Annotated in this window: 21 protein-coding genes; all 21 read right to left on the bottom strand. The window is 44.6% G+C overall.

What is annotated here, in order from left to right; translation table 11 throughout:
- On the bottom strand, positions 1–450 hold the full coding sequence (locus OCV57_RS01275) for a cell division protein SepF (RefSeq protein ID WP_242989556.1): 450 nt from the start codon (positions 448–450) through the stop codon (positions 1–3).
- A 2-nt stretch (positions 451–452) separates the two neighbouring features.
- Positions 453–1,199 (bottom strand): YggS family pyridoxal phosphate-dependent enzyme, encoded by a 747-nt coding sequence (locus OCV57_RS01270; RefSeq protein WP_022287368.1) that lies wholly within the window; start codon positions 1,197–1,199, stop codon positions 453–455.
- The gene (locus tag OCV57_RS01265; protein WP_117856579.1) at positions 1,147–2,382 is read right to left on the bottom strand and encodes a biotin/lipoyl attachment domain-containing protein; all 1,236 of its coding nucleotides are present in this window, start codon (positions 2,380–2,382) and stop codon (positions 1,147–1,149) included. The genes OCV57_RS01270 and OCV57_RS01265 overlap by 53 nt, the downstream gene beginning before the upstream one ends.
- 14 nt (positions 2,383–2,396) lie before the next feature.
- Complete coding sequence (gene hfq / locus OCV57_RS01260) at positions 2,397–2,639, bottom strand: RNA chaperone Hfq (RefSeq protein WP_022287370.1); 243 nt, start codon at positions 2,637–2,639, stop codon at positions 2,397–2,399.
- 73 nt (positions 2,640–2,712) lie between these two features.
- Positions 2,713–3,657, bottom strand: coding sequence for a tRNA (adenosine(37)-N6)-dimethylallyltransferase MiaA (miaA, locus tag OCV57_RS01255; RefSeq protein WP_267300248.1), 945 nt, complete (start codon positions 3,655–3,657; stop codon positions 2,713–2,715).
- A gap of 21 nt (positions 3,658–3,678) precedes the next feature.
- Positions 3,679–5,757: a DNA mismatch repair endonuclease MutL gene (gene mutL, locus OCV57_RS01250; protein ID WP_267300247.1), complete on the bottom strand. Its 2,079-nt coding sequence runs from the start codon at positions 5,755–5,757 to the stop codon at positions 3,679–3,681.
- A 14-nt stretch (positions 5,758–5,771) separates the two neighbouring features.
- Positions 5,772–6,125 carry a TIGR04076 family protein gene (locus OCV57_RS01245; protein WP_117923038.1) on the bottom strand — a complete coding sequence of 118 codons (354 nt, stop codon included), beginning with the start codon at positions 6,123–6,125 and terminating at the stop codon, positions 5,772–5,774.
- 9 nt (positions 6,126–6,134) lie between these two features.
- Positions 6,135–8,750 carry a DNA mismatch repair protein MutS gene (mutS, locus tag OCV57_RS01240; RefSeq protein WP_267300246.1) on the bottom strand — a complete coding sequence of 872 codons (2,616 nt, stop codon included), beginning with the start codon at positions 8,748–8,750 and terminating at the stop codon, positions 6,135–6,137.
- Positions 8,751–8,966: 216 nt separating this feature from the next.
- Positions 8,967–9,377 carry a YlbF/YmcA family competence regulator gene (locus OCV57_RS01235; RefSeq protein WP_022287374.1) on the bottom strand — a complete coding sequence of 137 codons (411 nt, stop codon included), beginning with the start codon at positions 9,375–9,377 and terminating at the stop codon, positions 8,967–8,969.
- Positions 9,378–9,413: 36 nt separating this feature from the next.
- Positions 9,414–10,814: a tRNA (N6-isopentenyl adenosine(37)-C2)-methylthiotransferase MiaB gene (miaB, locus tag OCV57_RS01230; RefSeq protein ID WP_267300245.1), complete on the bottom strand. Its 1,401-nt coding sequence runs from the start codon at positions 10,812–10,814 to the stop codon at positions 9,414–9,416.
- Positions 10,815–10,957: 143 nt separating this feature from the next.
- A complete protein-coding gene (locus tag OCV57_RS01225) occupies positions 10,958–11,722 on the bottom strand; it encodes a hypothetical protein (protein ID WP_267300244.1) in 765 nt (254 codons plus the stop codon).
- Between the two features lie 152 nt (positions 11,723–11,874).
- Positions 11,875–12,213, bottom strand: a complete 339-nt coding sequence (gene hisE, locus OCV57_RS01220; protein ID WP_022287377.1) for a phosphoribosyl-ATP diphosphatase — start codon at positions 12,211–12,213, stop codon at positions 11,875–11,877.
- Between the two features lies 1 nt (position 12,214).
- Positions 12,215–12,568, bottom strand: coding sequence for a phosphoribosyl-AMP cyclohydrolase (hisI, locus tag OCV57_RS01215; RefSeq protein ID WP_117863226.1), 354 nt, complete (start codon positions 12,566–12,568; stop codon positions 12,215–12,217).
- Positions 12,568–12,945 (bottom strand): SdpI family protein, encoded by a 378-nt coding sequence (locus OCV57_RS01210; RefSeq protein ID WP_267300337.1) that lies wholly within the window; start codon positions 12,943–12,945, stop codon positions 12,568–12,570. Before OCV57_RS01210 ends, hisI begins: the two co-directional genes overlap by 1 nt.
- Before the next feature lie 5 nt (positions 12,946–12,950).
- Positions 12,951–13,706 (bottom strand): imidazole glycerol phosphate synthase subunit HisF, encoded by a 756-nt coding sequence (hisF, locus tag OCV57_RS01205; RefSeq protein WP_022287380.1) that lies wholly within the window; start codon positions 13,704–13,706, stop codon positions 12,951–12,953.
- A 1-nt stretch (position 13,707) separates the two neighbouring features.
- Entirely contained in the window at positions 13,708–14,322 is a 615-nt protein-coding gene (gene hisH, locus OCV57_RS01200) for an imidazole glycerol phosphate synthase subunit HisH (protein ID WP_267300243.1), read from the bottom strand.
- Positions 14,323–14,901, bottom strand: a complete 579-nt coding sequence (gene hisB, locus OCV57_RS01195; RefSeq protein ID WP_022287382.1) for an imidazoleglycerol-phosphate dehydratase HisB — start codon at positions 14,899–14,901, stop codon at positions 14,323–14,325.
- 18 nt (positions 14,902–14,919) lie between these two features.
- Positions 14,920–16,209, bottom strand: a complete 1,290-nt coding sequence (hisD, locus tag OCV57_RS01190; RefSeq protein ID WP_267300242.1) for a histidinol dehydrogenase — start codon at positions 16,207–16,209, stop codon at positions 14,920–14,922.
- A 29-nt stretch (positions 16,210–16,238) separates the two neighbouring features.
- On the bottom strand, positions 16,239–16,874 hold the full coding sequence (gene hisG / locus OCV57_RS01185; RefSeq protein WP_022287384.1) for an ATP phosphoribosyltransferase: 636 nt from the start codon (positions 16,872–16,874) through the stop codon (positions 16,239–16,241).
- An 18-nt stretch (positions 16,875–16,892) separates the two neighbouring features.
- The gene (gene hisZ, locus OCV57_RS01180) at positions 16,893–18,092 is read right to left on the bottom strand and encodes an ATP phosphoribosyltransferase regulatory subunit (protein WP_022287385.1); all 1,200 of its coding nucleotides are present in this window, start codon (positions 18,090–18,092) and stop codon (positions 16,893–16,895) included.
- A gap of 262 nt (positions 18,093–18,354) precedes the next feature.
- Positions 18,355–22,833, bottom strand: coding sequence for a PolC-type DNA polymerase III (locus OCV57_RS01175; protein WP_267300241.1), 4,479 nt, complete (start codon positions 22,831–22,833; stop codon positions 18,355–18,357).
- Between the last annotated feature and the right edge of the window lie 9 nt (positions 22,834–22,842).

Here is a 22,842-nt window from a genome sequence, read left to right as displayed (position 1 = left end):
TTAGAAGCTGTAGCCGTTATTTTCAAGCTCGCTCATAAGGTCAACTCCTGAGAAACCAACGTTTCTAGGCATGATAGCGAATGTTTTCTGAGCCATCATCTTGATGTCTGCACCATTTGCATACGCAACACCTGAGATAAAGTCAAGTATTCTCTTTGCGTCCTCGCTCTTGACAGTTTCCAGGTTAAGAAGAACTGTCTTTCCCTCATTTATATCGCCGCCGATAGACTTGACCTCAGAAAAATCGTTTGGTCTTGCAAGAACTATCTGCAAAGTCGTGGTTTGCTCCATTCTTACCGGACGTGCGTTATTGCCATATGCACCTGTGTTCTTTGGTGCTTCGTTGTATTCTGTTTTATTCTCATACATCGGCTGCTGATACATTGCGTCCTCCTGCTCAAGTTCATCTTCGCCTACAAAGAGATTTTTTAATTTCTGCATTGCACCCATTTTTAATCCTCCAAATATTTTCTAGCTCCGAAAAGCTTTGTTCCGATCCTCACCAAATTTGAGCCATGCTTTATGGCAAGCTCATAGTCCCCAGACATTCCCATTGAGAGAATATCCATAGACACGTTCGGTATATCCTTTTCCTTTACACTAAGAAAGATACCGTGCATTTTTTCAAAAACGTCCTCCCCTGAGCCAACAGGAGGGATAGCCATAAGTCCCTTTACGGAAACGTTAGGCAGCTGCGCTGTCTGTCTTACAAGCTCCTCAGCCATTTCAGCGGAAACGCCGCTTTTAGTAGCCTCGTCGCCTATATTTATTTCCACAAGGACGTTCATAGTTTTATTATTCTTCACTGCAAGCCTGCTTATCTCATGAGCAAGCTTCAGGTTATCGACAGACTGTATCAGAGTAACGTCATTGATTATATATTTCACCTTATTGGTCTGCAAATGTCCGATAAACTGCACTTCTGCACTTTTATCGTAAGCTTCCTTCTTGGAAAGAAACTCCTGCACCCTGTTTTCGCCCAGCAGCTTAAAGCCCTGAGCCACAGCGAAATTCACCTTTTCAGGCGGCACTGTCTTTGTGACAGCCATTATCCTGACTTCTTCGTCAGGCTTACGCCATTTTGCTTTGGCGTTCTCTACATTATAACATATTTCCTTACAGTTTTCAAGAACCTCCGGAAAATAATTATCCTGAGGTGACAGCGTTGCTGTCTGATCTACTTTGCTGCACATCTTCATCTGATACCACCTCTAACAAAATTTGATCGTAAAGCAGCAGATAATCCTCGTTTGAGGTATTTTCAGAGAGCACATAATCATCGCCCTCATAAATAACATTGATCTTCTTAAAGGTAACGTCCTTGCCGAGTATCACATAAACGCCCTTCTGATCGCCCTGAAAACGTATCGCACTTCTTGGAACTTTAAGACCCTGATACTCGTCGAAGATAAGCTCCGCAGACTGCACTCTTGACTCAACAAGAGCTTCGTCAAGTCTGTCACAGGAAAGCACGACGACCACTTTGTTCTCATCGTCCTCACAAGGCTTAACAGACTCCACCTTAACGTCATAGATGTTTTTTGTGGTACTGAGCGTCATTCTAAGCCATGCGCCCTCTGTTATCCTTTTATCGTTTTCCATGATCCCTGCTATCCTGCATGAATAGTCGGAAAACATTTTGCCAATGGCGTTCGGTGCGTCCTTACTAGGCTGGTCGATGACCTTTTGTATATCCTTGTCAGTGAGCTGGGAAGCGTTCTCCATAGTAAGCTCGCTCTCATAGCCGTCTGCATAAGAAACAAAATAGCCTGTTTCGTCAGCAGTGATCGTTTTTCCTGAACCTGAGGTCTGTTCCTCCAGCTCCTTGACTTTCGCCTGAAGCTGGCTTATCCTTTCGTCATAGCTCTGCTCGGTCTTTGTGACGATATTATAAATATTCATCACAAGGGACATATCCTCTCTTGTTTTGGCAAACTCAGAGAAATTATCTTGAGAAGAATATGAGAGAAGCTCCTTATATTCCTTATCTATCTTGCTTTTGAGCGTTTCAGGCTGAACATAATTAGTTGTACCCGGATTTTGTGCTCTTTCAAGGGCGGCTATCTCGCTTTCAAGTATCTTTATCTTGTTTTTCGCTGTAACAGCGTCCTCAGAAGAATAAACTGACGCTATGGTATTGCCAACAGATATTTTACTGCCGTCGGAATAGGTATAATCCAAAACTCCGCCGCCGTCATAGGTGACCACCTTTTCATCTCTGATTATAACGCCCTTAAAAGCAATATCCTCATTGATAGTAACAAGCACAGCTTCCTCAGTATCATGACGCTCTGTAAGTGCACTGTATATCTGACTGCCGATAGTTGTGATTATCAGCACAGAAAGCAGACCGGTAAGTATTTTAACGGTCAGAGAATTCATTTTTTACTGCCCTCTTAAATATCTGAATTGCCTGCGGCGTCAAGAACGTTGATATATCTTGACGGAACGATAGTTGAGATAGCATGCTTATAAACTATGTTCTGCTTGCCCTCGCAATCGAGAACCACAACATAGCTGTCAAAGCCCTTTACAACGCCTTTGAACTGGTAGCCGTTCATAAGGATAAAAGTAGACGCTATCTTGTCTTTTCTGATCTGGTTGAGTATAACGTCCTGAAGATTAAGATTCTTATTCATAAATAACACTCCTAAAAATTTTTACAGCAATGTATTGCTTTTTTTACTATAAAATCTTTCAAATTATATTATATCACATAATTTCCGATTTGGCTATAATATTTTTGATATTTTCTATAATTTTTTGAAAACTATCAAATTTATCTGTTTCCACCCACTGAATTCCGTCAACTCGTCTAAACCAAGTAAGCTGTCTTTTGGCATAATGACGGCTTTCCTGTTTGATTTTGTCGAGACATTCGGAAAGCTCAGCTTTGCCTTCAAAATACGGCACGAGCTCCTTATAGCCTATCGCCTGATAAGCTGTAGCAGGGGTAAAGCTGTCATAAAAAACCCTGCACTCCTCTATAAGCCCGTTTTCCACCATTACATCAACACGGCGGTTTATACGGTCATAGAGATACTGTCTGTCGGAAGCTGTAAGACCGATAATGCAGGCGTTATATGGCGACTTCTCACGACGGCTGTTCACCTTATGCTGTGAAAGCGGTATACCTGTAGTTTCAAAGACTTCAAGTCCTCGTATGACCCTTGGCAGGTTGTTCTCATGGACTTTCTCAGCAGTTTCGGGATCGACCTCTCTGAGCCTTTCCCACAAAGCGTGACCGCCCAGCGTCCTGGCTTCCTCCTCAAGACGTTTTCTGACTGAGCCGTCCGTTTCGGTATCGCCAAAGATTACGTTGTTCACAAGTGAGCTTATATATAGTCCTGTTCCCCCGCAGAGAATAGGAACTTTGCCACGGCTGTGTATCTCTCTGATACGCTCACCTGCGAGCTTCACATAATCTGCCACGGAAAAAGCCTGCTCAGGCTCGAGAAAATCTACAAGATAATGTGGCACGCCCTGCATTTCCTCTTTGGTAGGCTTTGCAGTGGCGATGCTCAGACCCTTATATATCTGCATAGAGTCTGCGGAAACTATCTCACCGTCATATATCTTTGCAAGCTCCACTGCGCAGGCGGTCTTTCCACTGGCGGTAGGTCCTGCAATGACAAGGAGAGGTATTTTATTTTCCATAGCTTTCGCCTCCTGCATTTTTTATAGAACTCGTCTGAACTGCTTTTCGATATCTCTTTTGGTGAGGGTTATCATAACAGGTCTGCCATGGGGGCAATATCTGATATTTTCCTGACCATAAACGGCGTTCACGAGCGCCTGCAATTCTATTCCGCTGTTGGTATCGTTCGCCTTTATTGCCGCTTTGCAGGCGATAGAATGGTAGAGGTCGTCAAAAAGCTCTATTTGCGGATTGAGTTTATTCTCAATAAAATTCTTTGCAAGTTCGCTGATTATATCCGCAGGGTTATCGTCACCAAGAATGATAGGCACGCCCTTTACTGCAACAGTTGGCGCAACGTCAGGCTCTATCTCAAAGCCAAGCTGTGACACCTTATCGAGGTTTGCGGTGAGAGCGTCATACTCGTCATAGGAAAGCAATACCATGATAGGCTCTAGGAACATTTGCGTTTCAAGCTGTTCGGCGTCGCTTTTTATCCTCTCGAAAATATATCTCTCATGGGCGGCATGCTTATCCATAAGTATCATTTCGTCGCCCACCTGTGCCACAACATATGTCTTGAAAAGCTCGCCCACCACAACAGGCTTCGGCTTTTCAGGCTCTTTCTCCTCCACGATAACGGAAACAGGCTTTTTCTTTGTGAAGCTTTGAGCGTCGATAAACTTGAAAGCGTCGCCGCTCTGCTCCTCCGGCTCTTCGGGGAGAGGTATCTCGCTTATCGCCTTGTTTATCTCCTCCACTGTCACTTTATGGGGCTTCGGCTCAGGACCTGAAAGCTCTGTAACGGCTGTTTCTTTCTTTGCAGGCTGTTCAAGGCTTGCAAGGAACATATCGTCACTGCCGCTGAGTTTTTCCTTTTCTTCCTCAGTTATGCTCCTGCTCTCCACAGTTTTAAGCGTTGGTGCAGGCTTTTGATAGCTGTACGAATTTTCGTACTGTTTCTCTGTCTGCGGCTTTGGGACAGGTATCTCAGCCTTTGAGGCAACAGGCTTTGGTGTATCATTTTCCATAGAGAATTTAAGCTGAACGCTGTTATCTTTTTTAGGTATATCAAAAAGCTCTCTGTCGGTGAAATTACGCTTGTTTTCAAGGTGCATCTCATTAGGTCTGTCATTTTTCATAAGGGAATTTTTCACCGCAAAGAACACAGCCTCGTGCATAAGCTTTTCGTCTGAAAAACGCACTTCTATTTTAGTAGGGTGGACGTTCACATCTATGGTATTCGGCGGGATATCGATATAAAGCACGCAAGCCGGGAATTTTCCCGTCATAAGAAGATTTCTGTAGGCTTCTTCAAGTGCCGCCGCACAAGCCCTTGATTTCACATATCTTTTGTTCACAAAGAAATTCTGAAAACGTCTGTTAGGCTTTGCAGACAGAGGCTTCACAGTGAAGCCTGTTATGTGCATACCCTGCCATGTATAGTCAACTTCAAGCATTGAGTTTGCAAAATCTCTGCCGTATACTGAATACACTGCGGAATATATCTTGCCGTCCCCTGCTGTCAATATCTCAACTTTATTATCCCTGATGAACTTGAATGATATCTCAGGGTGTGAAAGGGTAAGCTTTGTAACAAGGTCTGCGGCAAAATTGCCCTCTGAAACGTCCTTTTTCAGAAACTTTAGTCTTGCAGGAACATTATAGAAAATATCCCTGACAACGAAAGTCGTGCCGTCAGGACAGCCGCACTCCTCGCAGGTCTTTTCCACTGCACCCTCGATAACGTAATGCGTGCCGTAGTCCTCTTCAGGACGTTTTGTGAGCACGTCCACCTTTGAAACTGCACATATTGACGCCAGAGCCTCGCCTCTGAAACCAAGGGTCATAATGCTGTCAAGGTCGTTTTTTACTGATATCTTGCTTGTTGCGTGACGAAGAAAGGCTGTTGGGAGATCTTCTTTTGAGATACCCTTGCCGTTATCCGTCACTCTTATATAGGTGCGGCCACCGTTTTTTATCTCAACTGTTATGACGTTCGCACCTGCATCTATTGCGTTTTCAAGAAGCTCCTTTATTATTGAAGCAGGTCTGTCTATTACCTCGCCTGCCGCAATAAGCTCGGAAACTTCCTTGCTCAGAACTTTTATTTCTGACATTTTTCTATCCTTTTCTATGGCTCTTTCCAAAAGCCGCCTGTATGAAAATTCTCCTTGCCTGTCGGCTTTGCTGTCAAGCGGAACATGACACAGCCGTCAGGACAGACGATAGTTTTTGTATATTTGCTGTCGCCGCCTATCTTTGTCATATCGCCGCCGCTGCGGACAGCTTCCATAATGGGATAAAGCATCATCATTGTTTTACTGCAAATGCCATAGCCGTTCTTATTCACAGGACAGCCATAGGTGCAGAAATATTTATCCCCTATCTCCTCGCCGTTTCGGCAATATCTTTCAGTATGGTCGCCACGGAGAAAGTCCGTGACCTCTATTTCAAACTCGTACTCCTCGTCATACCACTTTTTCATGACGCTCACCTAAACATATCTCAGCAAGTCTTTCACAAAATCTCTAAGCTCGCTGTCGGTCATTTCGTCTATGTTAGTCTTTCTAAGCCTATCGGTAACGATGCTGTCGCTTATTTTGTCAAAGGATATCTGGTCGCTTTCTATCTGCTGAGCGGCAATTCTTGCCTTTTTGTTTTCCGCTTCAAGCTGTTCGAGAAGCTCTTTGGCTCTATTTATTATCTTGTTCGGCAGTCCCGCAAGCTTTGCAACTTCTATGCCGTAGCTTTCGTCAACTCCACCGGGAACTATCTTTCTAAGAAACTTGATACTATCCCCCTGACGCTTTACTGCAACAGAGAAATTTCTCACGCCGTCAAGCTCTTTTTCAAGGCTTATAAGCTCATGATAGTGTGTTGCAAACAGGGTCTTGCAACCCATTGATCTGTTGGTGGAGATATACTCCGACACTGCCCTTGCAATGGAGATTCCGTCAAAGGTTGAAGTACCTCTGCCCACCTCGTCGAGGATAACAAGGCTGTTCTTGGTGGCGTGCTTTACGATATCTGCAACCTCGCTCATTTCCACCATGAAGGTAGACTGACCTGCGGTGAGATCATCAGACGCACCTATTCTTGTGAAAATCTGGTCGACCACAGATATTTTTGCATAGTCTGCAGGCACAAAACAGCCTATCTGCGCCATAAGTGTGATAAGAGCAACCTGACGCATATAAGTTGATTTACCTGACATATTCGGACCTGTGATGACAGCCATTCTGTTGCTTGTAAGATCAAGATATGTATCGTTAGGCACGAACACCTCGTCTTTCTGCATAAGCTCAACAACGGGGTGTCTGCCGTTTTTGATATCAATAATGCCGTCAATGGCTATTTCAGGCTTTGTATAGTTATTGTTCACCGCCGCAGTTGCAAACGAGCAAAGCACGTCTATCTGCGCCACTGCTGTGGCAGTTTCCTGCACAAGTCTAAGCTGTGTGGCTGCAAAATCTCTTATCTCCGCAAATATTTCCTGCTCAAGAGTAACTATCTTATCGCTTGCACCGAGGATAGTGTTCTCTGCGACTTTAAGCTCGTCCGTGATAAAACGCTCGCAGTTGGCAAGTGTCTGTTTTCTTATATAGTTGTCAGGCACAAGGTCATAGTAAGACTTTGTTACCTCGATATAATATCCGAAAACTCGGTTATAGCCTATTTTCAGATTTTTGATACCCGTTTTTTCTCTTTCACGCTCCGCAATATCATCAATTATACCCTTGCCTCCTGAGATTATATTTCTCAGTCCGTCAAGCTGTTCGTTGAAGCCGTCTTTGATAACGTTGCCGTCCTTGACATTAACAGGCGGTTCGTCAACAATGGCGTTCTCAACAAGGTTTGAAATAGCTTCAAGGGTGGATATTTTATTGTTGCAGTTTGCAAGAAGCTTTGAATCAAAACCTTTGAGAAGCTCCTTTATATCAGGGAGTTTAAGTGCTGTCAGCGACAGTGATTTAAGATCTCTAGGGGTAGCGGTCTTATACATGACCCTTGTCATGAGTCTTTCAAGGTCATAGACTCCTCCCAGTATCTCTTTTAACTCTCCAAGTTCAACAGGCTTCATTGTGAGCTGTTCAACAGCGTCAAGTCTGTCGATTATCTTTGCAGGATTGACAAGGGGCTGTTCCAGGAAGGATTTTAGCATACGCTTGCCCATTGAAGTTTTGGTATGGTCAAGCACCCACAGGAGCGAGCCTTTTTTCTCTTTATTTCTGAGAGTTTCTGTAAGCTCCAGATTTCTTCTTGCAGTAAAGCCGATAGTCATGATAGGGTCGGCGTCATGCTTTATTATCTCGGAAAATCTGCCCACCAGTGCTTTCTGTGTATCGTGTATGTATGCAAAAAGTCCGCACACTGCAAATGCTGCAACTGTGTCAGGCTTAACGCCAATAGATTCAAGGCTGTTTGTGGAAAACTGTTTCAGCACCTCTTCTGTATGTATCTCAGGGGAAAAATCGTTCTCCTCCAAAAGCTGAACGCTGGTCTTGAGCTTTTCTCTTATGAAGCTTGAAAGCTCTTTATTTGAAAGAAAAGCGTCATTTATAAGAATCTCCGCAGGTGAAAATCTCGACAGCTCATTTATAGCCGAGCTTGTCATTTCCTTGCCCTCAAACTCAAACAGATGCACCTCGCCTGTGGAAATATCCGCAAGGCACAATGCGCTTTCCTTGGCTCTCATATAAAATGCACAGATATAGTTGTTGGACGTTTCATCAAGCATACTGCTTTCGATGAGAGTACCGGGGGTGACTACTCTTATGACCTCTCTCGGCACTATGCCCTTGCACATGGCAGGGTCCATGGTCTGCTCGCAGATAGCCACATTGTAGCCTTTTTCAATAAGCTTTTTCAGATAAACGTCGCAGGCATGGTGTGGAACGCCGCACATAGGCGCTCTTTCCTCAAGTCCGCAGTCACGACCTGTCAAAGTAAGTTCAAGCTCTCTTGACGCAATGATAGCGTCATCAAAGAACATTTCATAAAAATCTCCCAGTCTGTAGAACAGTATATGGTTTTTATATTTGTTCTTTACTTCAAAATACTGCTTCATCATAGGTGACAGCTTTGAAAAATCTATATCTTTGGTTTCCACTCAAACTCACTCCGTTTCATAAATTTATCATACCGCAATATTCTCATGCTTTCAAAATGCGGGCGAACACTGTTCGCCCCTACTTGTTTTTTCGATACGAACACTTTTGGTGTCATATCGCCATAGAAATTATCCGCCCCAGTCTGAAGTGGTCTTCAGATTCGGGCAGACGGGGGATAAGCTCCCCCTGACTGTTATTCGTTTTTTGATACTGTCTTAGTGACAGCCGCCGCATGATGCGCAGCTTCCTGAACAGCTATGAGGAGCTTCCTCTGGGCAAGTCATTGGGTCTTCGCCGTTTGCAGCCATTGAGATGATATAGTTTACAGAGCCGAGAAGCTTATCCATAACTTCTTTAGCTTCGTTAAATGCGATCATCTTAGGCATAGCCATGATCTCGTCATAAAGCTCTCTGATCTGAGTGTCAAGTGCTGTCATCTTCTCGCCGTCCTTATCAGGCTTCTGCATTTCAACGCTGAGCTGTGAACGGAGCTGATTGAACTCGCCTATTTTGTTCTGTATCTCAACATCTGTATCATTGATAGAACAAGCCTCCATATAAGCCTTGTATCTCTCGTCTTCCTGAATAGCCTGTCCAAGCTTTCTTGTCATTTCAATTACATCCATGGTAATTCTCCTTTAAATATTATTCAGCTTTCGCTGTTATTTATCTTCAACAAGCTCGCCTTTCAAAGCCCAGTTCATTGCTTTTGTTATGCGAACCTGAATGAATTTACCGATATATTTTTTATCCGCTTTCACCTCGACGATCATATCCTCGTCGCTCTTGCCTGTGAGATAATCAGCGCCAGTTCTGCCCTCGCCTGTTGGCAGCACGGTTACAGTTCTTCCCACAAATCTTGAAAGCCACGCTGTTGACACCTCTCTCTGCTCCAAAAGCAGTTCTCTCAGCCACAGACCCTTCTGCTTATCTGAGATGTGATCCTCCATTTCGGCAGCCTTTGTGCCGCTTCGTCTTGAATACACAAAAGAATAGATATTATCGTACTTTACCTTTTTGATAAGCTCCTTGGTTTCGCAGAACTCCTCGTATGTTTCACTTGGGAAGCCAACGATAAGGTCTGTTGTGAATGAAAACTCAGGGTCCTTGCTTCTGGCATAGTCGATTATTTTCAGATAATCCGCCGTGGTATAGCGGCGATTCATAAGCTTTAGTATCCTGTCTGAGCCTGCCTGCACAGGAAGATGCAAATGCTTGCACACCTTTTTGCATTCAAGTATAGCGTCAATAAGCTCATGGCTTGCGTCCTTTGGGTGGCTTGACATAAATCTTATGCGGAAATCGCCCTCTATCTTGTCAAGCTCTCTTAAAAGCTCAGGAAAACCATAACTGTATGAATTAACGTTCTGACCAAGCAGGGTTATTTCCTTATAGCCGTTTTTCACAAGTGCTTTTACCTCTGCGATAACAGACTCAGGCTTTCTGCTGCGTTCTCTGCCTCTGACATAAGGCACTATGCAATAGGTGCAGAAATTGTTGCAGCCATACATGATAGGCACGAACGCTCTTATCTTATCGTCACGGAGCTGTAAAAAGTCCTCGTTTATGTCAACATGATTTTCTGACAGATTGAATATCCTGTCATGCTTTGATATTATCTCCCACAGCATATTATACATATCGTTGTATGCAAATGTTCCGAAAACCAAGTCCACCTGACGGTAGGTCTTTTTTATTTTCTCGGCAACGTGTTTCTGCTGAGCCATACAGCCGCAGATACCTATAATAAGCTCTGGATCGTTTTCTTTGAGATGTTTAAGGTCGCCAAGCTTGCCGAACACCTTGTCCTCGGCATTTTCTCTTACAGCGCAGGTGTTATACAATATAAGCTGAGCCTCGTTCACATCGGATGTGAAGTCATAGCCCACCTTTGAGAGCATACCTTTTATTTTCTCACCGTCGCTGACGTTTTGCTGACAGCCGTATGAATGGATAAGGGCAAGCGGCTTGTGACCGCAAGTTCTTTCGTATTCACCAGACCATTGGAGCAGCTTCTGCGAAGCGGTTTCCTCATTTATTATTTCCGAAAAATTCTCAGTCATTGATATCCTCATTTCATTTCGTACATTCCTTTTAATTATAAATCTTTTAAGGCTTCTTGTCAAGCGTTTTGGGAGCGAAGAGCCAAACAGGTTGCTTTGCAAAACAAAAAGGGGCAGAAAACTCCGCCCCCATAGATCACATATTATCCCTGAGCTTCGCCCTGACCCCCTGTATCATTTTCTTCCTTGCAGTGGGGTTCTTCAAGTCCTCTTGGGAAAAATTCTACTGTCGGGAATGCTATCTTTTCAAACATCTCACATGGGCTGTCACTGTTTGTGGAACACTCCTTGCCAGGTACGCAGTAATCATATACAGGCACCATTATAGGCACAGGTCTTGACAACTGAATGATAGCGAAAAGTCCGATAGTGATAAGAACGTTCTTTTCCTCGCTTGGTGCAGGCTCTGCGACAAGCTTTGCGTCAAGACACATTGGCGCTGCTACGCTCACAGAAGCGCAAGGCATTGCCGCTGTGCAGCAACAGCATGAACAGCCGCTTGTAGGCGAGGTGGTGACGACCTGATCGGCTTCGCAGGTAGAAAATCTCTGTGTGCCGCCGTCGCTACCGAAAAGAATAACTTTTTTTGTGAATGATGAGGTGCCGTAAATTACTGTTGGAGCTGCGCCTGCCGCTTCATATGCTTCTATCTGCGCCCTGAATGTGTAAGTAACGTCAACTGCGTAAAAGCCGTGGTTGAATGCCACCGGAGATATTGCAAAGCTTACGTCTGTCACGTCGATACAAGTGCTTTTGATATACGCCGCAGCGTTTATCACGGTCTGGTCTGCCTGGCTGAATGTAAATGCAAGATCCTCCAGACAATCCTGTGACGAGCATGAATCAAACACACGCATTGCCTCGATACACATTGCTTCCTTGAAAGGTTTGCCGTTAAAATCGCTCATAGTAAGTCCTCCTATAAATCAAATCATGGAAGTTTTTTTACTTCGCTATATTCTATTCGGCAAAAGGCTTTTGTGTGCTTAAATTTCTGAAAATCCTCTCATAAATCAAAAAAAGCCCTGCGCATGAACGCAGAGCCTTTGGATACATATAATCAGGTGTTCTTGTCTACCTGATGAAATTTCTTCAGATTGCCTATTTTTTCGTTTCTCTCGTCAAGGACCTTTTCCACGTCAGACCACTCAAGTCCCTGATTTGCCGCAAGCACCATAACGTGATAGAGAAGGTCGTTTATCTCGTTTTTCAGCTCGTCATTGTCACCGTTTTTAGCAGCGATAACTGTTTCTGTAGCCTCTTCGCCCACCTTTTTGCATATCTTGTCAACGCCCTTGTCAAAAAGATAAGCTGTGTAGCTGTTCTCCTGCGCCTTGCCTGCTTCATAGTCAGCTTTACGCTGTTTTATTACCTCGAAAATCTCCTGATAAACTGTCATTTTATTCTTCCTCCGTATTATATATCTCATTGAAAAAGCAGCTATATGAGCCTGTATGGCAGGCTGCACCTGTCTGCTTTACGTTAAGAAGCAGGGTATCGTTATCGCAGTCCGCATAGATAGAAACTACCTTTTGCAGATGACCGCTGGTCGCACCCTTGTTCCAATATTCCTGTCTTGATCTGCTCCAATACCATGTATAGCCTGTTTCAAGTGTTTTTTTCAGGCTCTCCTTATTCATATAAGCAAGCATAAGCACAGTTTTTGTATCCACATCAAATGCGATAGCAGGGGTAAGCTCGCTTTTTACGAAGTATTTGTCCAGATCGTTTATATCAACTTTTATTGGGTTCATTATTTGTCCTTTCTGTTGCCGTCTTGGTCGAAATTATCTTTGAGTGATCGTTCTGTTGGTACTATCGTCCAGCACAAAACTACCACCTGTATCACTTCAGCTATGCACATTATCACAGTCGCCTTGCCGCTGCTCATAAAGAAATATGGAACACAGACCAATGCCGAAATTATCGTCATGACCACTCCGACCTTTACCCACAGACGTCCGCAATAATTGTTGGCAAAATCCCACGTTTCCTGATTTTTCATTGACATAGCAGTGCGATAGCCCACCAAGCCGTTGATATCTTTCGGTGTATGCTTATACATCAGATAGCCGCACAATATCATAAGCACTGGTATAAACAAAGTAAATACGATATTGAAAACGATCATTATGCTCACCTCACGATAATTCCCTTGCTCCTGCAATCGTCCTTTACCTGCTGTACTGTCAGCTCTTTGAAATGGAAAAGACTTGCCGCAAGAGCCGCTGAGCAATCAGTTTCAAGGAAAGCGTCAGCAAAGTCTGAAAGCTTTCCTGCTCCGCCGCTGGCGATAACAGGTATCTTTACAGCACTGCACACAGCTTTCAGCATAGGCAGATCAAAGCCGCCCCTTACACCGTCTGTGTCGATAGAATTAAGGCATATCTCACCTGCACCAAGCTGTTCACACTTTTTCACCCAGTCGATAAGATCCATTCGCATATCCACTCTGCCGCCGTTGATGTAGACCGTCCACTTGTTATCGCCGACCTTCTTTGCGTCAACGCCAACGCAGATGCACTGACAGCCGAAAATATCCGCTCCGTCTTTTATAAGCTGAGGATTCTGCACTGCCTGAGAGTTCACAGACACCTTGTCTGCGCCTGCACGGAGAGTATCTCTTATATCGTCAACAGTTTTGATACCGCCTCCAACAGTGAGCGGTACAAATACCTTTTTTGCTGTTTCACGAACAACGTCCAGCATAACTCCTCTGCCCTCGTGGGAGGCTGTTATGTCATAGAAAACTATCTCGTCTGCACCCTGAAGATTGTATTCATATGCGCATTCAACAGGGTCACCGACTTCTTTTATGCCCTCGAAATTTACTCCCTTTACTACCTTTCCGTCACGCACATCAAGGCATGGTATAATTCTTTTTGCAAGCATATTATTTTACCTCCTGTGACATTTTCGCAAAGTTTTCAAGTATTTTAAGACCAGTCTTTCCGCTCTTCTCAGGGTGGAACTGACAGCCGAAGATATATCTTCCGTCTGATACCACCGCAGGGACTTTTGAGCCGTATTCGCAATAGGCATACAGATTTTTATTATCGCAGAAAGCCTTGTATGAGTGTACGAAATAAACATACTCGTCATTACCCAGTCCGTCAAAAAGCGGGCAGTCATGATTATACACAAGCTTGTTCCAGCCCATGTGTGGGATAACTAGGTCAGGCTCGTTTATCTTGTCAACATAGCCACCGATAAGGCCAAGACCCTTACATTCCTCAAACTCATAGCTTTTATCGAAAAGAAGCTGCATTCCAAGGCATATGCCAAGGAAAGGCTTTATTTTAGCCTGCTCCTTGATAGTATCGATAAGACCGCTAAGACCGAGCATATTCATTGCCCATGGGAACGCTCCCACGCCGGGGAGGATAATTGCGTCGGCTTTTTCGATATCTTCTTTTTTGTCTGTGAGCTTGTTCTCAAAACCAAGATAGTCCAGAGCGTTTTTTACAGAGAATATATTGCCTGCACCGTAGTCGATTATTGCTATCATTTAAAGCACTCCTTTGGTGGATAAAACTCCTGTTCCTGTTATTTTTACAGCGTCCTTCAAAGCGTGAGCCACTGCCTTGTACATTGCTTCTGCAATATGGTGGTCGTTCTTGCCGTACTCCTCACGGATATGCAGTGTTATGCCTGAGTTGAAAGCAAAGGCTCTGAAAAATTCCTCCGTCAGGCAGGTATCATACTGACCTATCCTGTCGTCATGGAACTCAGCATTGAACGCAAGGAAAGGTCTGCCGCTTATATCCAACGAACAGAATGCCAGCGCTTCGTCCATTGGCACGAAAGCCGAGCCATATCTTGCAATGCCTGCTTTGTCGCCCAATGCTTCTGCAAAGGCTTTGCCCAAGCATATGCCAACGTCCTCAACTGTGTGGTGTCCGTCAACATAAAGGTCGCCTGTGCACTCAACGTCCATGTCTATTCCGCTGTGAACGCCAAGGGCTGTGAGCATATGGTCAAAAAAGCCTATGCCTGTGTTTACACTTACCTTGCCCTCACCGTCAAGCTTCACGAACACCTCTATATCAGTTTCCTTAGTTTTTCTTTTTATCTCCGCTGTACGCATTTTCATCACCTTTACCGCTTAAAATCTTACCTTTATTGCATTTGCGTGAGCCGTCAGACCCTCTTTTTCTGCAATAAGAACGATATCGTCCTTTGCTTCTCTGAGAGCGTCCTCTGTGTAATATGTAAAGCTTGAACGCTTTTCAAAGCTGTTTACTGAGAGTGGCGAGAAGAATCTAGCTGTGCCGCTTGTTGGAAGAACGTGGTTAGGACCTGCATAGTAGTCGCCAAGCGGCTCTGAAGCATACTGACCAAGGAATATTGAACCTGCGTTGTCAAGTCTGCCAAGATACTCCATAGGGTTCTCGAAAAGCACTTCAAGATGCTCAGGAGCAAATCTGTTTGCAAGGTCGCAAGCTTCGTCCTTTGTATTGCAGATAAGGATAGCACCGTAATTTTCAAGAGAGCTTTCGATTATCTCTTTTCTTGAAAGGCTCTGCACCTGTCTGTTTATCTCTTCGATAGTTCTGTCTGCAATGCTCTCGCTTGTTGTAACAAGGATAGCGGAAGCAAGCTTGTCATGCTCAGCCTGTGACATAAGGTCTGCGGCAATGAACTTAGGGTTAGACTTTTCGTCAGCCATAACAAGTATCTCGCTCGGACCTGCCACCATGTCGATATCAACGACACCATAAAGAAGCTTCTTAGCTGTTGCAACATAGATATTTCCAGGGCCTACTATCTTATCGACCTTTGGTATCTCCTCTGTGCCGTAGGCAAGGGCAGCGATAGCCTGTGCGCCGCCGCTCATGAACACTCTGTCAACTCCGCAGAGAGCTGCTGCCACAAGAATATCCTTATTTGGTGTGCCGTCTTTGAGAGGAGGTGTCACCATGATTATCTCCTTAACGCCTGCTATCTTTGCAGGAACTGCATTCATAAGCACGCTTGATGGATAAGCTGCTGTGCCGCCCGGAACATAAAGACCAACTCTGTTAAGTCCTCTTACCTTCTGACCGAGAATACAACCATTATCCTTAGCGTTTATAAAGCTCTGTGACTTCTGTCTTTGGTGAAAATCTGTGATGTTCGCAACTGCGTTGAGCATTGCGTCAACAAAGTCCTGATCGGCTTCAGTGAGAGCGTCATTTATAACATCTCTTGGAACTTCATAATACTCCGGGAGCTTGCCGTCAAACTTTTCTGTATAAGCCTTTACAGCGTTGTCGCCACCCTCTCTGACAGTTTCGATTATTTCATTAACAACAGCTGTGACCTTCTTGTTTGTTTCGCCGCTTCTCTTTTCAAGCTGCTTGAAAAACTCTACCTCGTCTTTGCCGTTGACAAAAATCTTCTTTATTTCAGCCATTTCAATACTGTCCTTTCCGTTTATATAAACTACTTGTCGATATTTTCTTCAACAAGCTTTACAAAATTCTCGATCTCCTGCTGGCGCATTTTCATGCTTACCATATTTACGATAAGCCTTGCAGAGATAGGGCAAACGTCCTCGATGACTTCAAGACCGTTTTCTTTAAGTGTCGTGCCTGTTTCAACGATATCAACGATACCGTCTGCAAGCTCAAGGAGCGGTGCAAGCTCAACTGAGCCTTCTATCTTGATGATGTCAACGTCCATTCCCTTTGCTTCAAAAAATCTTCTTGTGATGTTAGGGTATTTTGTTGCAACTGTCTTGACATCAAATCCGCCGTAGAACTTTGAGCCTTTCTTTGTGGCAAGTGCAAATTTACATCTGCCGAAGCCGATATCAACAAGCTCAAAGAACTTGCCCTGCATTTCCATGATAGTGTCCTTGCCAACAACGCCCATATCGCACACGCCATGTTCAACGTATGTGATAACGTCATTCGCCTTTGCAAGCACAACTTCAAGGTTTCCGTCAGGTACAGGAAGAATAAGCTTTCTTCCCTTTTCTCTTATTGCGGTACAGTCATAACCTATCTTCTCTAAAAGACCGACTGTATCCTTTTCAAGTCTGCCCTTTGTAAGAGCTATCCTAAGGGGTCTGTTCATTTTAACTTATCCTCCAAACTATATATCAAGCTCTGTTATCTCGCTGCCAACGACCACAAGCTTTTTGATTCCCTTTGACTTTGCGTAAGACTTTGTTTCATCGAGGGTGTTGAAAAGCGAGTTTTCAACTGTCAGACCCTCTCTTACGAGCGTCTGAGCATATTCCATGGCTTCCACCACGTAGCCCTTTTCGCCAAACACAACTGCGTCAGGAGTTCTGAGTTTTGGTGCTCCGCCTAGCTTTTCGATATGTCTTGCAACAGAGTCAACGCTTATGCCGAAGCCCACCGCCGGGCAATCGTTGCCAAACTCCGCTAGAAGTCTGTCATATCTTCCGCCTTTAAGCACCGATTGACCGACCTCTGAAAGATAGCCCTTGAACACAATGCCTGTGTAGTAATCCGCATGACTCACGATACCAAGGTCAACAGATATCTTGCCCTCATAACCAAGGCTTGAAAGTCTGGTGTAGACCTCTTTAAGGTTATAAAGTATGCCTGTTATCTTATCGTCAGTATAAATATCAGCAGCCTTGTCGAACACCTCAACACCTCCGAAAAGTCTTGGGAGCTGTCTGAGCGCATTAGTCACCTGATTGTCGCCCACCTCGTCAAGGATATCGTTAAGTGCAGGATAGTTCTTTGCAGAGATAAGAAGTCTTATCTCCTCTCTTACTGCGTCGTCAACGTCAAGCTGAGCCACAAGCTCCTTGAAATATCCGATATGACCTATCTCAAGTCTGAAGTTCTCCTTATCAAAGCTTGAAAGGGCTTCAACAGCAGTGCATAGCACCTCGTAATCCGCTCTCTTGGAATTTTCTCCGCCAATAAGCTCGATACCTGCCTGAACTACCTCGTCTGAACGTCCTTTGAGCAGGGAGTTATTTTCAAAAATGCTCTGATTGTAGTATAGTCTAAGGGGAAGCTTTGCTCCCTTTAGTCTTGTGGAAGCAAGTCTTGCTATGGGTATCGTGGAATCAGGACGCATGACGATAAGTCTGCCCTTTGAGTCTGTAAGTTTATAAAGGCTCTCCTGCTGGAAGTTTCTCGAACTTCCCATAAACAGATCGTAAAACTCTATTCCCGGTGTTACCACCTCGCTGTAGCCAAAGCCCTCAAACAGCTTTGACAGCCTGTCCTCCACCATTCTTCGTGCCAGACAGCCCTCAAACAGCAGATCTCTCGTACCCTCAGGGGTTATAAGATCATATCTTTTCATACACTTTCCCTTCCTGTATATAAATTATAGATTGTACTTTTTATGTTGACGCTTGAATAAATATCCGCATAAACACGCATTTAAGTGAATTGTAGGGGACGGCGCCCTCGACGTCCCCCTTTCTATGTTGTTATGTAACGCTATCACTTACTTTATCGTAGTAAAGTGATAGCATAGTATCAACACAAATAATTTTATCACACCCGCCCTTGTTTGTCAATAGTGTTACAAGGGCAAAGTATGAAATTGTGCATAGTAACTATCAGAACAACGATATCTGGTTAGATTTAGGCATATCGCCGAAAGCTCCGTTTTTCTCCAAAGTTTCGATAACAGATTTGGACACTCCGCTCTGCTGCTGGAACTCCTCGATAGAGATAAACTCGCCGTTCTGCGCCTTTTCGTAAATGCTTATCGCCGCAGACTCGCCCACTCCGTTAAGTGAACAGAACGGAAGCCTTATCTTGCCGTCCTCTATCTGATAGATAGTTGCGTGAGATTTTTTGATGTTTACAGGCAAAAAGTCATATCCACGGCTGAGCATTTCATTCACAAGCATGAGAATTTCAAGCACACCGCTGTCCTTGCCCGACACCTCGTCTTTTGGTTTATTCTTTATTTCTTCTATCTTGCTTCTGACGATATATTTTCCCTTGAGAGCGATCTCTGCGTCAAAATCCTCGCCCTTGACCGTAAAATAAGTTGCATAGAACGCAAGCGGCTCATGCACCTTGAACCAACAAAGTCTTATAGCTGCCGTAACATATGCCGCCGCATGGGCTTTCGGGAACATATATTTTATCTTCAAACAACTGTCGATATACCACTCCGGAACGTCATGCTGACGCATATTCTCTTTCATTTCCTCTGTGAGCAGTTTCGGAGCTTTACCCTTACGGGTTATCTCCATTATCTTAAATGACAGCTTTGGCTCAACGCCATGATAAAGCAGATATGTCATGATACTGTCACGAGTACCGATAACATTTGAGATATCGCAGGTTCCATTTTTGATAAGCTCCTGTGCGTTGCCGAGCCATACGTCAGTGCCGTGTGAAAGTCCTGATATCTGCAAAAGGTCAGAGAAGTTTTTCGGCTGACAGTCAAGAAGCATTTGTCTTACGAACGGCGTACCCATTTCAGGTATACCGAGCGTTCCCGTCTGACACATTATATCCTCCTCCGTCACTCCAAGTGACTCAGGGGAAGTGAACAGCGAATAGACCGCAGGGTCAGACATGGGGCAATCGAGGATATCTCGTCCTGTGAACATTTCCAGATACTTATACATTGTCGGGTTATCGTGACCAAGCTCGTCAAGCTTCAAGATAGTATCGTGGAGAGAATGGAAGTCGAAGTGGGTGGTTACCATGTCAGAGTCCACTTTTTCCGCAGGGTGCTGAACAGGTGTGAAGTCATAGACCTCATAGTCGCTAGGGATAACGACCATTCCACCCGGGTGCTGAGAGGTCGTTCTCTTTATGCCGCAGCAGCCAAGCTTAAGACGCTCTATCTCAGCCTTTGGCACTGTTTTTCCACGCTCGTCAAGATATTTCATAACATATCCGAAAGCGGTCTTTTCCTGTATCATGCCGATAGTACCGGCTTTGAACACATGGTCCTCACCGAAAAGAACTTCCGTATATTTATGCGCCTTTGCCTGATAGTCACCTGAGAAGTTAAGGTCGATATCAGGGGCTTTATCGCCGTCAAAGCCAAGGAACGTTTCAAATGGGATATCGTGTCCGTCACGGTGCATATTTTCTCCGCACACAGGACAGTTTTTCGGAGGCAGGTCAAAGCCTGAGCCTACCGAGCCGTCTGTAATGAACTCGCTGTGGTGGCAGTTAAGACAGACATAGTGTGGCACAAGAGGATTTACCTCAGAGATACCCGACATAGACGCCACGAAGGACGAACCTACCGAGCCTCTTGAACCTACCTGATAGCCATTCTCGTTAGAGTTGGCAACAAGTTTCTGAGATATCATGTAAAGCACTGCAAATCCGTGCTTGATAATAGAGTCAAGCTCTCTTTTAAGTCTTTTGAAAACAAGGTCTGGAATGTGTCCCTCAAAATATTTTGATACGTCAACGTCCTCGCCCTCAGGAACTTCTATAGTTTCAGGGTCGCAGTCACCGTAAATGGAACAGCATTTCTTCCAGCATATATACTGAAGCTGATAAACCGAGCCTTCGATAAAAGGCGTATAAGTACCGTTCGGAAACGCTTTCAGGTCAGGGTCTACCATATCAGCTACGTTGTTTGTATTCGTTACAACGACCTCAAACGCCTTTTCCTCGCCAAGATAGCTCAGCTCGTCAAGCATTTGGTTTGTGGTCTTAAGATACAAAGGAGGCTGAGTATCGGCGTCAGGAAAGCCCATTGAAGCCTGTATCACCGACCTGAACTGTGCGTCGGTCTTGTCCATAAAATGCACGTCGCCTGTTGCGCATACTGGTATGCCCAAGTCCTCCCCAAGTTTTACAATAAAGCGGTTTATATCCTTTATATCCTCCGCTGTGTGTATCCTGTCATAAGGAGGCTTTTCGGTGGTGAGCATAAATTTGTTGTTTCCGTCAGGCTGGATCTCCAGATAGTCATAAAAGCTTGCTATCTGCTTGATCTCATCATAGTTTCTGCCCTCGAGATAAGCCTGAATGACCTCGCCACGCTCGCAGGCACTGCCGAGGATAAGACCCTCACGGTGTCTTACAAGCTCAGATTTTGGTATTCTCGCACGTCTTTTGAAATATTTAAGATTGGAGTCTGATATAAGCCTATACAGATTTTTCAGACCCGTGTTATTTCTTACGATAATAATTTGGTGATAAGTCGGCTTTGCAAGCACCTGATTTTCATTTGCAAGCAAGCTGTTTATCATATCCACTGTTATAAGAATCAGAGGATACTGCTCCATGAGCATTTTCGACAGACTTATGAATATCCCTGCAAGCACCTCTGCGTCATCACAGCCACGGTGGTGCTGAAAATCCCCAAGTCCGAAATGCTCCGCCACATAGTTGAGTTTATGCTTTTCAAGCTCAGGAAGCATTATCTGCGACATTGGCACAGTGTCTATAGAAGAATATTTTATCTCGATGCCCTGTCTTTTTGCGCAGGCGGATATAAAGCCCGTATCGAACTGAGAATTGTGCGCCACAAGAACAGGGTCGTCGCCGATAAACTCCTTGAATTTAAGGAGAGCTTCCCTTTCGCTCGCACCGTCCTTTACCATATCGTCAGTGATGTGGGTGAGGTTTGAGATAAACTCAGGGATAGGTCTTTCAGGGTTCACGAAAATATCGAGCTTGTCCACAACTTCAAGATCTCTCAGCTTGACAGCGCCTATCTCGATGATCCTATCTTCATTAGGATTTGTACCCGTAGTTTCAAGGTCAAAGCAGATTATCTCGTCTGTAAGCTCACGCTTGTCCGTTCCACGGAATATCTTTTCGTCATTATTGACCTCGTATGACTCTATGCCGTAAAGCACCTTGAAGTCACCGCCGCCCTTGCGTATGCCGATACAGGTATTTCCGGCGTCAGGATAGCCCTGAACGACACCGTGGTCTGTTATGGCAAGTGCTTTGTGTCCCCATGAATAGGCTCTTTCCACAAGCTTGCCCGCAGGAGTGAGAGCGTCCATCATAGACATATTGGTATGGCAATGAAGCTCCACACGCTTATGCTCGCAGGTATCCTTTTCCTTTTCACGCTTTACGACCATAATGCTGTCAGGCTTGATGTTTATAGAGTGGTCAAAATCGTCCTCCTCTATCTCACCTGCCACAAGTATGGTCTTGCCTGCCTTAAGGTGTTCCAGCATTGCCTCAAGCACTGCCCTTTTCAAGCCTTTCATGTTTCTGAAATTCTTGTTTGAGCCTATGAACTTTATAGAGTTTGAGGAAGTATAGTCGGTAAAATTAAGGTGTGCTATAAGCATACCCGACTTTGTTTCCTTTGTTTCCACAGGTCCGAAAATATCGCCCCAGACCACCACACGTCCACGGTAATCCGCAGGGATATCTTTCATCTGCATCACCTGCTCGTTTCCTGATATTGGCGCACCCATAAGCACAAGAGCGTCATCGCACAATAGCGAGAACCTTGTGAAGTCCACATTTGCAGTTCGGAAATCCACAGAAGCACCGCTTGCAGTATTAGTGGTAACAGCCGCCTTTTTCTCAGGCTGTGCAGGGTCTATTTTCGGCACAGGGAGGGAATTCAAAAACTCCTCCTGCTCACGCTGATGCTCTTCCATATCGGTTTCAAGCACACCTGTGAGCCTTATATCCGCCCTTACGGAAAAAAGCTCCATGGTGAGCGCAGGAAAAGCCGTTTCTATGCCCGCCTTTTTCAGCAACGCTTCGCCTCCGTGTTTTATATCCACGGTGAAAATGCCGTTTTCATAAACAGCCTCAGCGTTGTCAAAAAAGCCGTTCACAAGAGGAAATCTGCTTTTAAGAAACTTGCAAAGCTCAGGAAAATACTCTGCACAAAGCATATCAGGGGTATATTTGAGCTGCAAAATAAACTTTCCTGCTCCGAGAGCCGCCCTCATTTTCATTTCAAATTCCACTGTGCTGTCAAAAGGCACCAGCTTGTCAAAAGCCGCCTGACAGGTAAAAGTGCCGTTTTCTTCGTTATAGCCCAGCCTTAATATCCTGCCCTTTTCTATCACAGAGGGTATAAGCTCCTTATAGTTCTCAAAGAAGCTTTCAATGGTGTATGTATTCATTTATGGTAT

The sequence above is a fragment of the Hominimerdicola aceti genome, from assembly GCF_025567495.1.
In the GTDB taxonomy this organism is placed as follows: domain Bacteria; phylum Bacillota; class Clostridia; order Oscillospirales; family Ruminococcaceae; genus Hominimerdicola; species Hominimerdicola aceti.
Note: the sequence above shows the minus strand (reverse complement) of the source record. Positions and strands in the feature narration are given on the sequence as shown.

Coding starts and splice junctions, on each gene's coding strand:
- mutL (WP_267300247.1), bottom strand. CDS start 5,757: ATGTCAGAAATAAAAGTTCTGAGCAAGGAAGTTTCCGAGCTTATTGCG.
- hisD (WP_267300242.1), bottom strand. CDS start 16,209: ATGGCTGAAATAAAGAAGATTTTTGTCAACGGCAAAGACGAGGTAGAG.
- OCV57_RS01175 (WP_267300241.1), bottom strand. CDS start 22,833: ATGAATACATACACCATTGAAAGCTTCTTTGAGAACTATAAGGAGCTT.
- hfq (WP_022287370.1), bottom strand. CDS start 2,639: ATGAATAAGAATCTTAATCTTCAGGACGTTATACTCAACCAGATCAGA.
- OCV57_RS01245 (WP_117923038.1), bottom strand. CDS start 6,125: ATGAAAAAGTGGTATGACGAGGAGTACGAGTTTGAAATAGAGGTCACG.
- hisZ (WP_022287385.1), bottom strand. CDS start 18,092: ATGAAAAGATATGATCTTATAACCCCTGAGGGTACGAGAGATCTGCTG.
- miaB (WP_267300245.1), bottom strand. CDS start 10,814: ATGACTGAGAATTTTTCGGAAATAATAAATGAGGAAACCGCTTCGCAG.
- hisH (WP_267300243.1), bottom strand. CDS start 14,322: ATGATAGCAATAATCGACTACGGTGCAGGCAATATATTCTCTGTAAAA.
- miaA (WP_267300248.1), bottom strand. CDS start 3,657: ATGGAAAATAAAATACCTCTCCTTGTCATTGCAGGACCTACCGCCAGT.
- OCV57_RS01210 (WP_267300337.1), bottom strand. CDS start 12,945: ATGATCGTTTTCAATATCGTATTTACTTTGTTTATACCAGTGCTTATG.
- hisF (WP_022287380.1), bottom strand. CDS start 13,706: ATGCTTGCAAAAAGAATTATACCATGCCTTGATGTGCGTGACGGAAAG.
- OCV57_RS01270 (WP_022287368.1), bottom strand. CDS start 1,199: ATGAAGATGTGCAGCAAAGTAGATCAGACAGCAACGCTGTCACCTCAG.
- OCV57_RS01265 (WP_117856579.1), bottom strand. CDS start 2,382: ATGAATTCTCTGACCGTTAAAATACTTACCGGTCTGCTTTCTGTGCTG.
- OCV57_RS01235 (WP_022287374.1), bottom strand. CDS start 9,377: ATGGATGTAATTGAAATGACAAGAAAGCTTGGACAGGCTATTCAGGAA.
- hisI (WP_117863226.1), bottom strand. CDS start 12,568: ATGAACCCAATAAAAGTTGATATAAACGATCTGGACAAATACTTCGTA.
- hisE (WP_022287377.1), bottom strand. CDS start 12,213: ATGACAGTTTATCAGGAGATTTTCGAGGTAATAAAACAGCGTAAAGCT.
- OCV57_RS01225 (WP_267300244.1), bottom strand. CDS start 11,722: ATGAGCGATTTTAACGGCAAACCTTTCAAGGAAGCAATGTGTATCGAG.
- hisG (WP_022287384.1), bottom strand. CDS start 16,874: ATGAACAGACCCCTTAGGATAGCTCTTACAAAGGGCAGACTTGAAAAG.
- hisB (WP_022287382.1), bottom strand. CDS start 14,901: ATGCGTACAGCGGAGATAAAAAGAAAAACTAAGGAAACTGATATAGAG.
- OCV57_RS01275 (WP_242989556.1), bottom strand. CDS start 450: ATGGGTGCAATGCAGAAATTAAAAAATCTCTTTGTAGGCGAAGATGAA.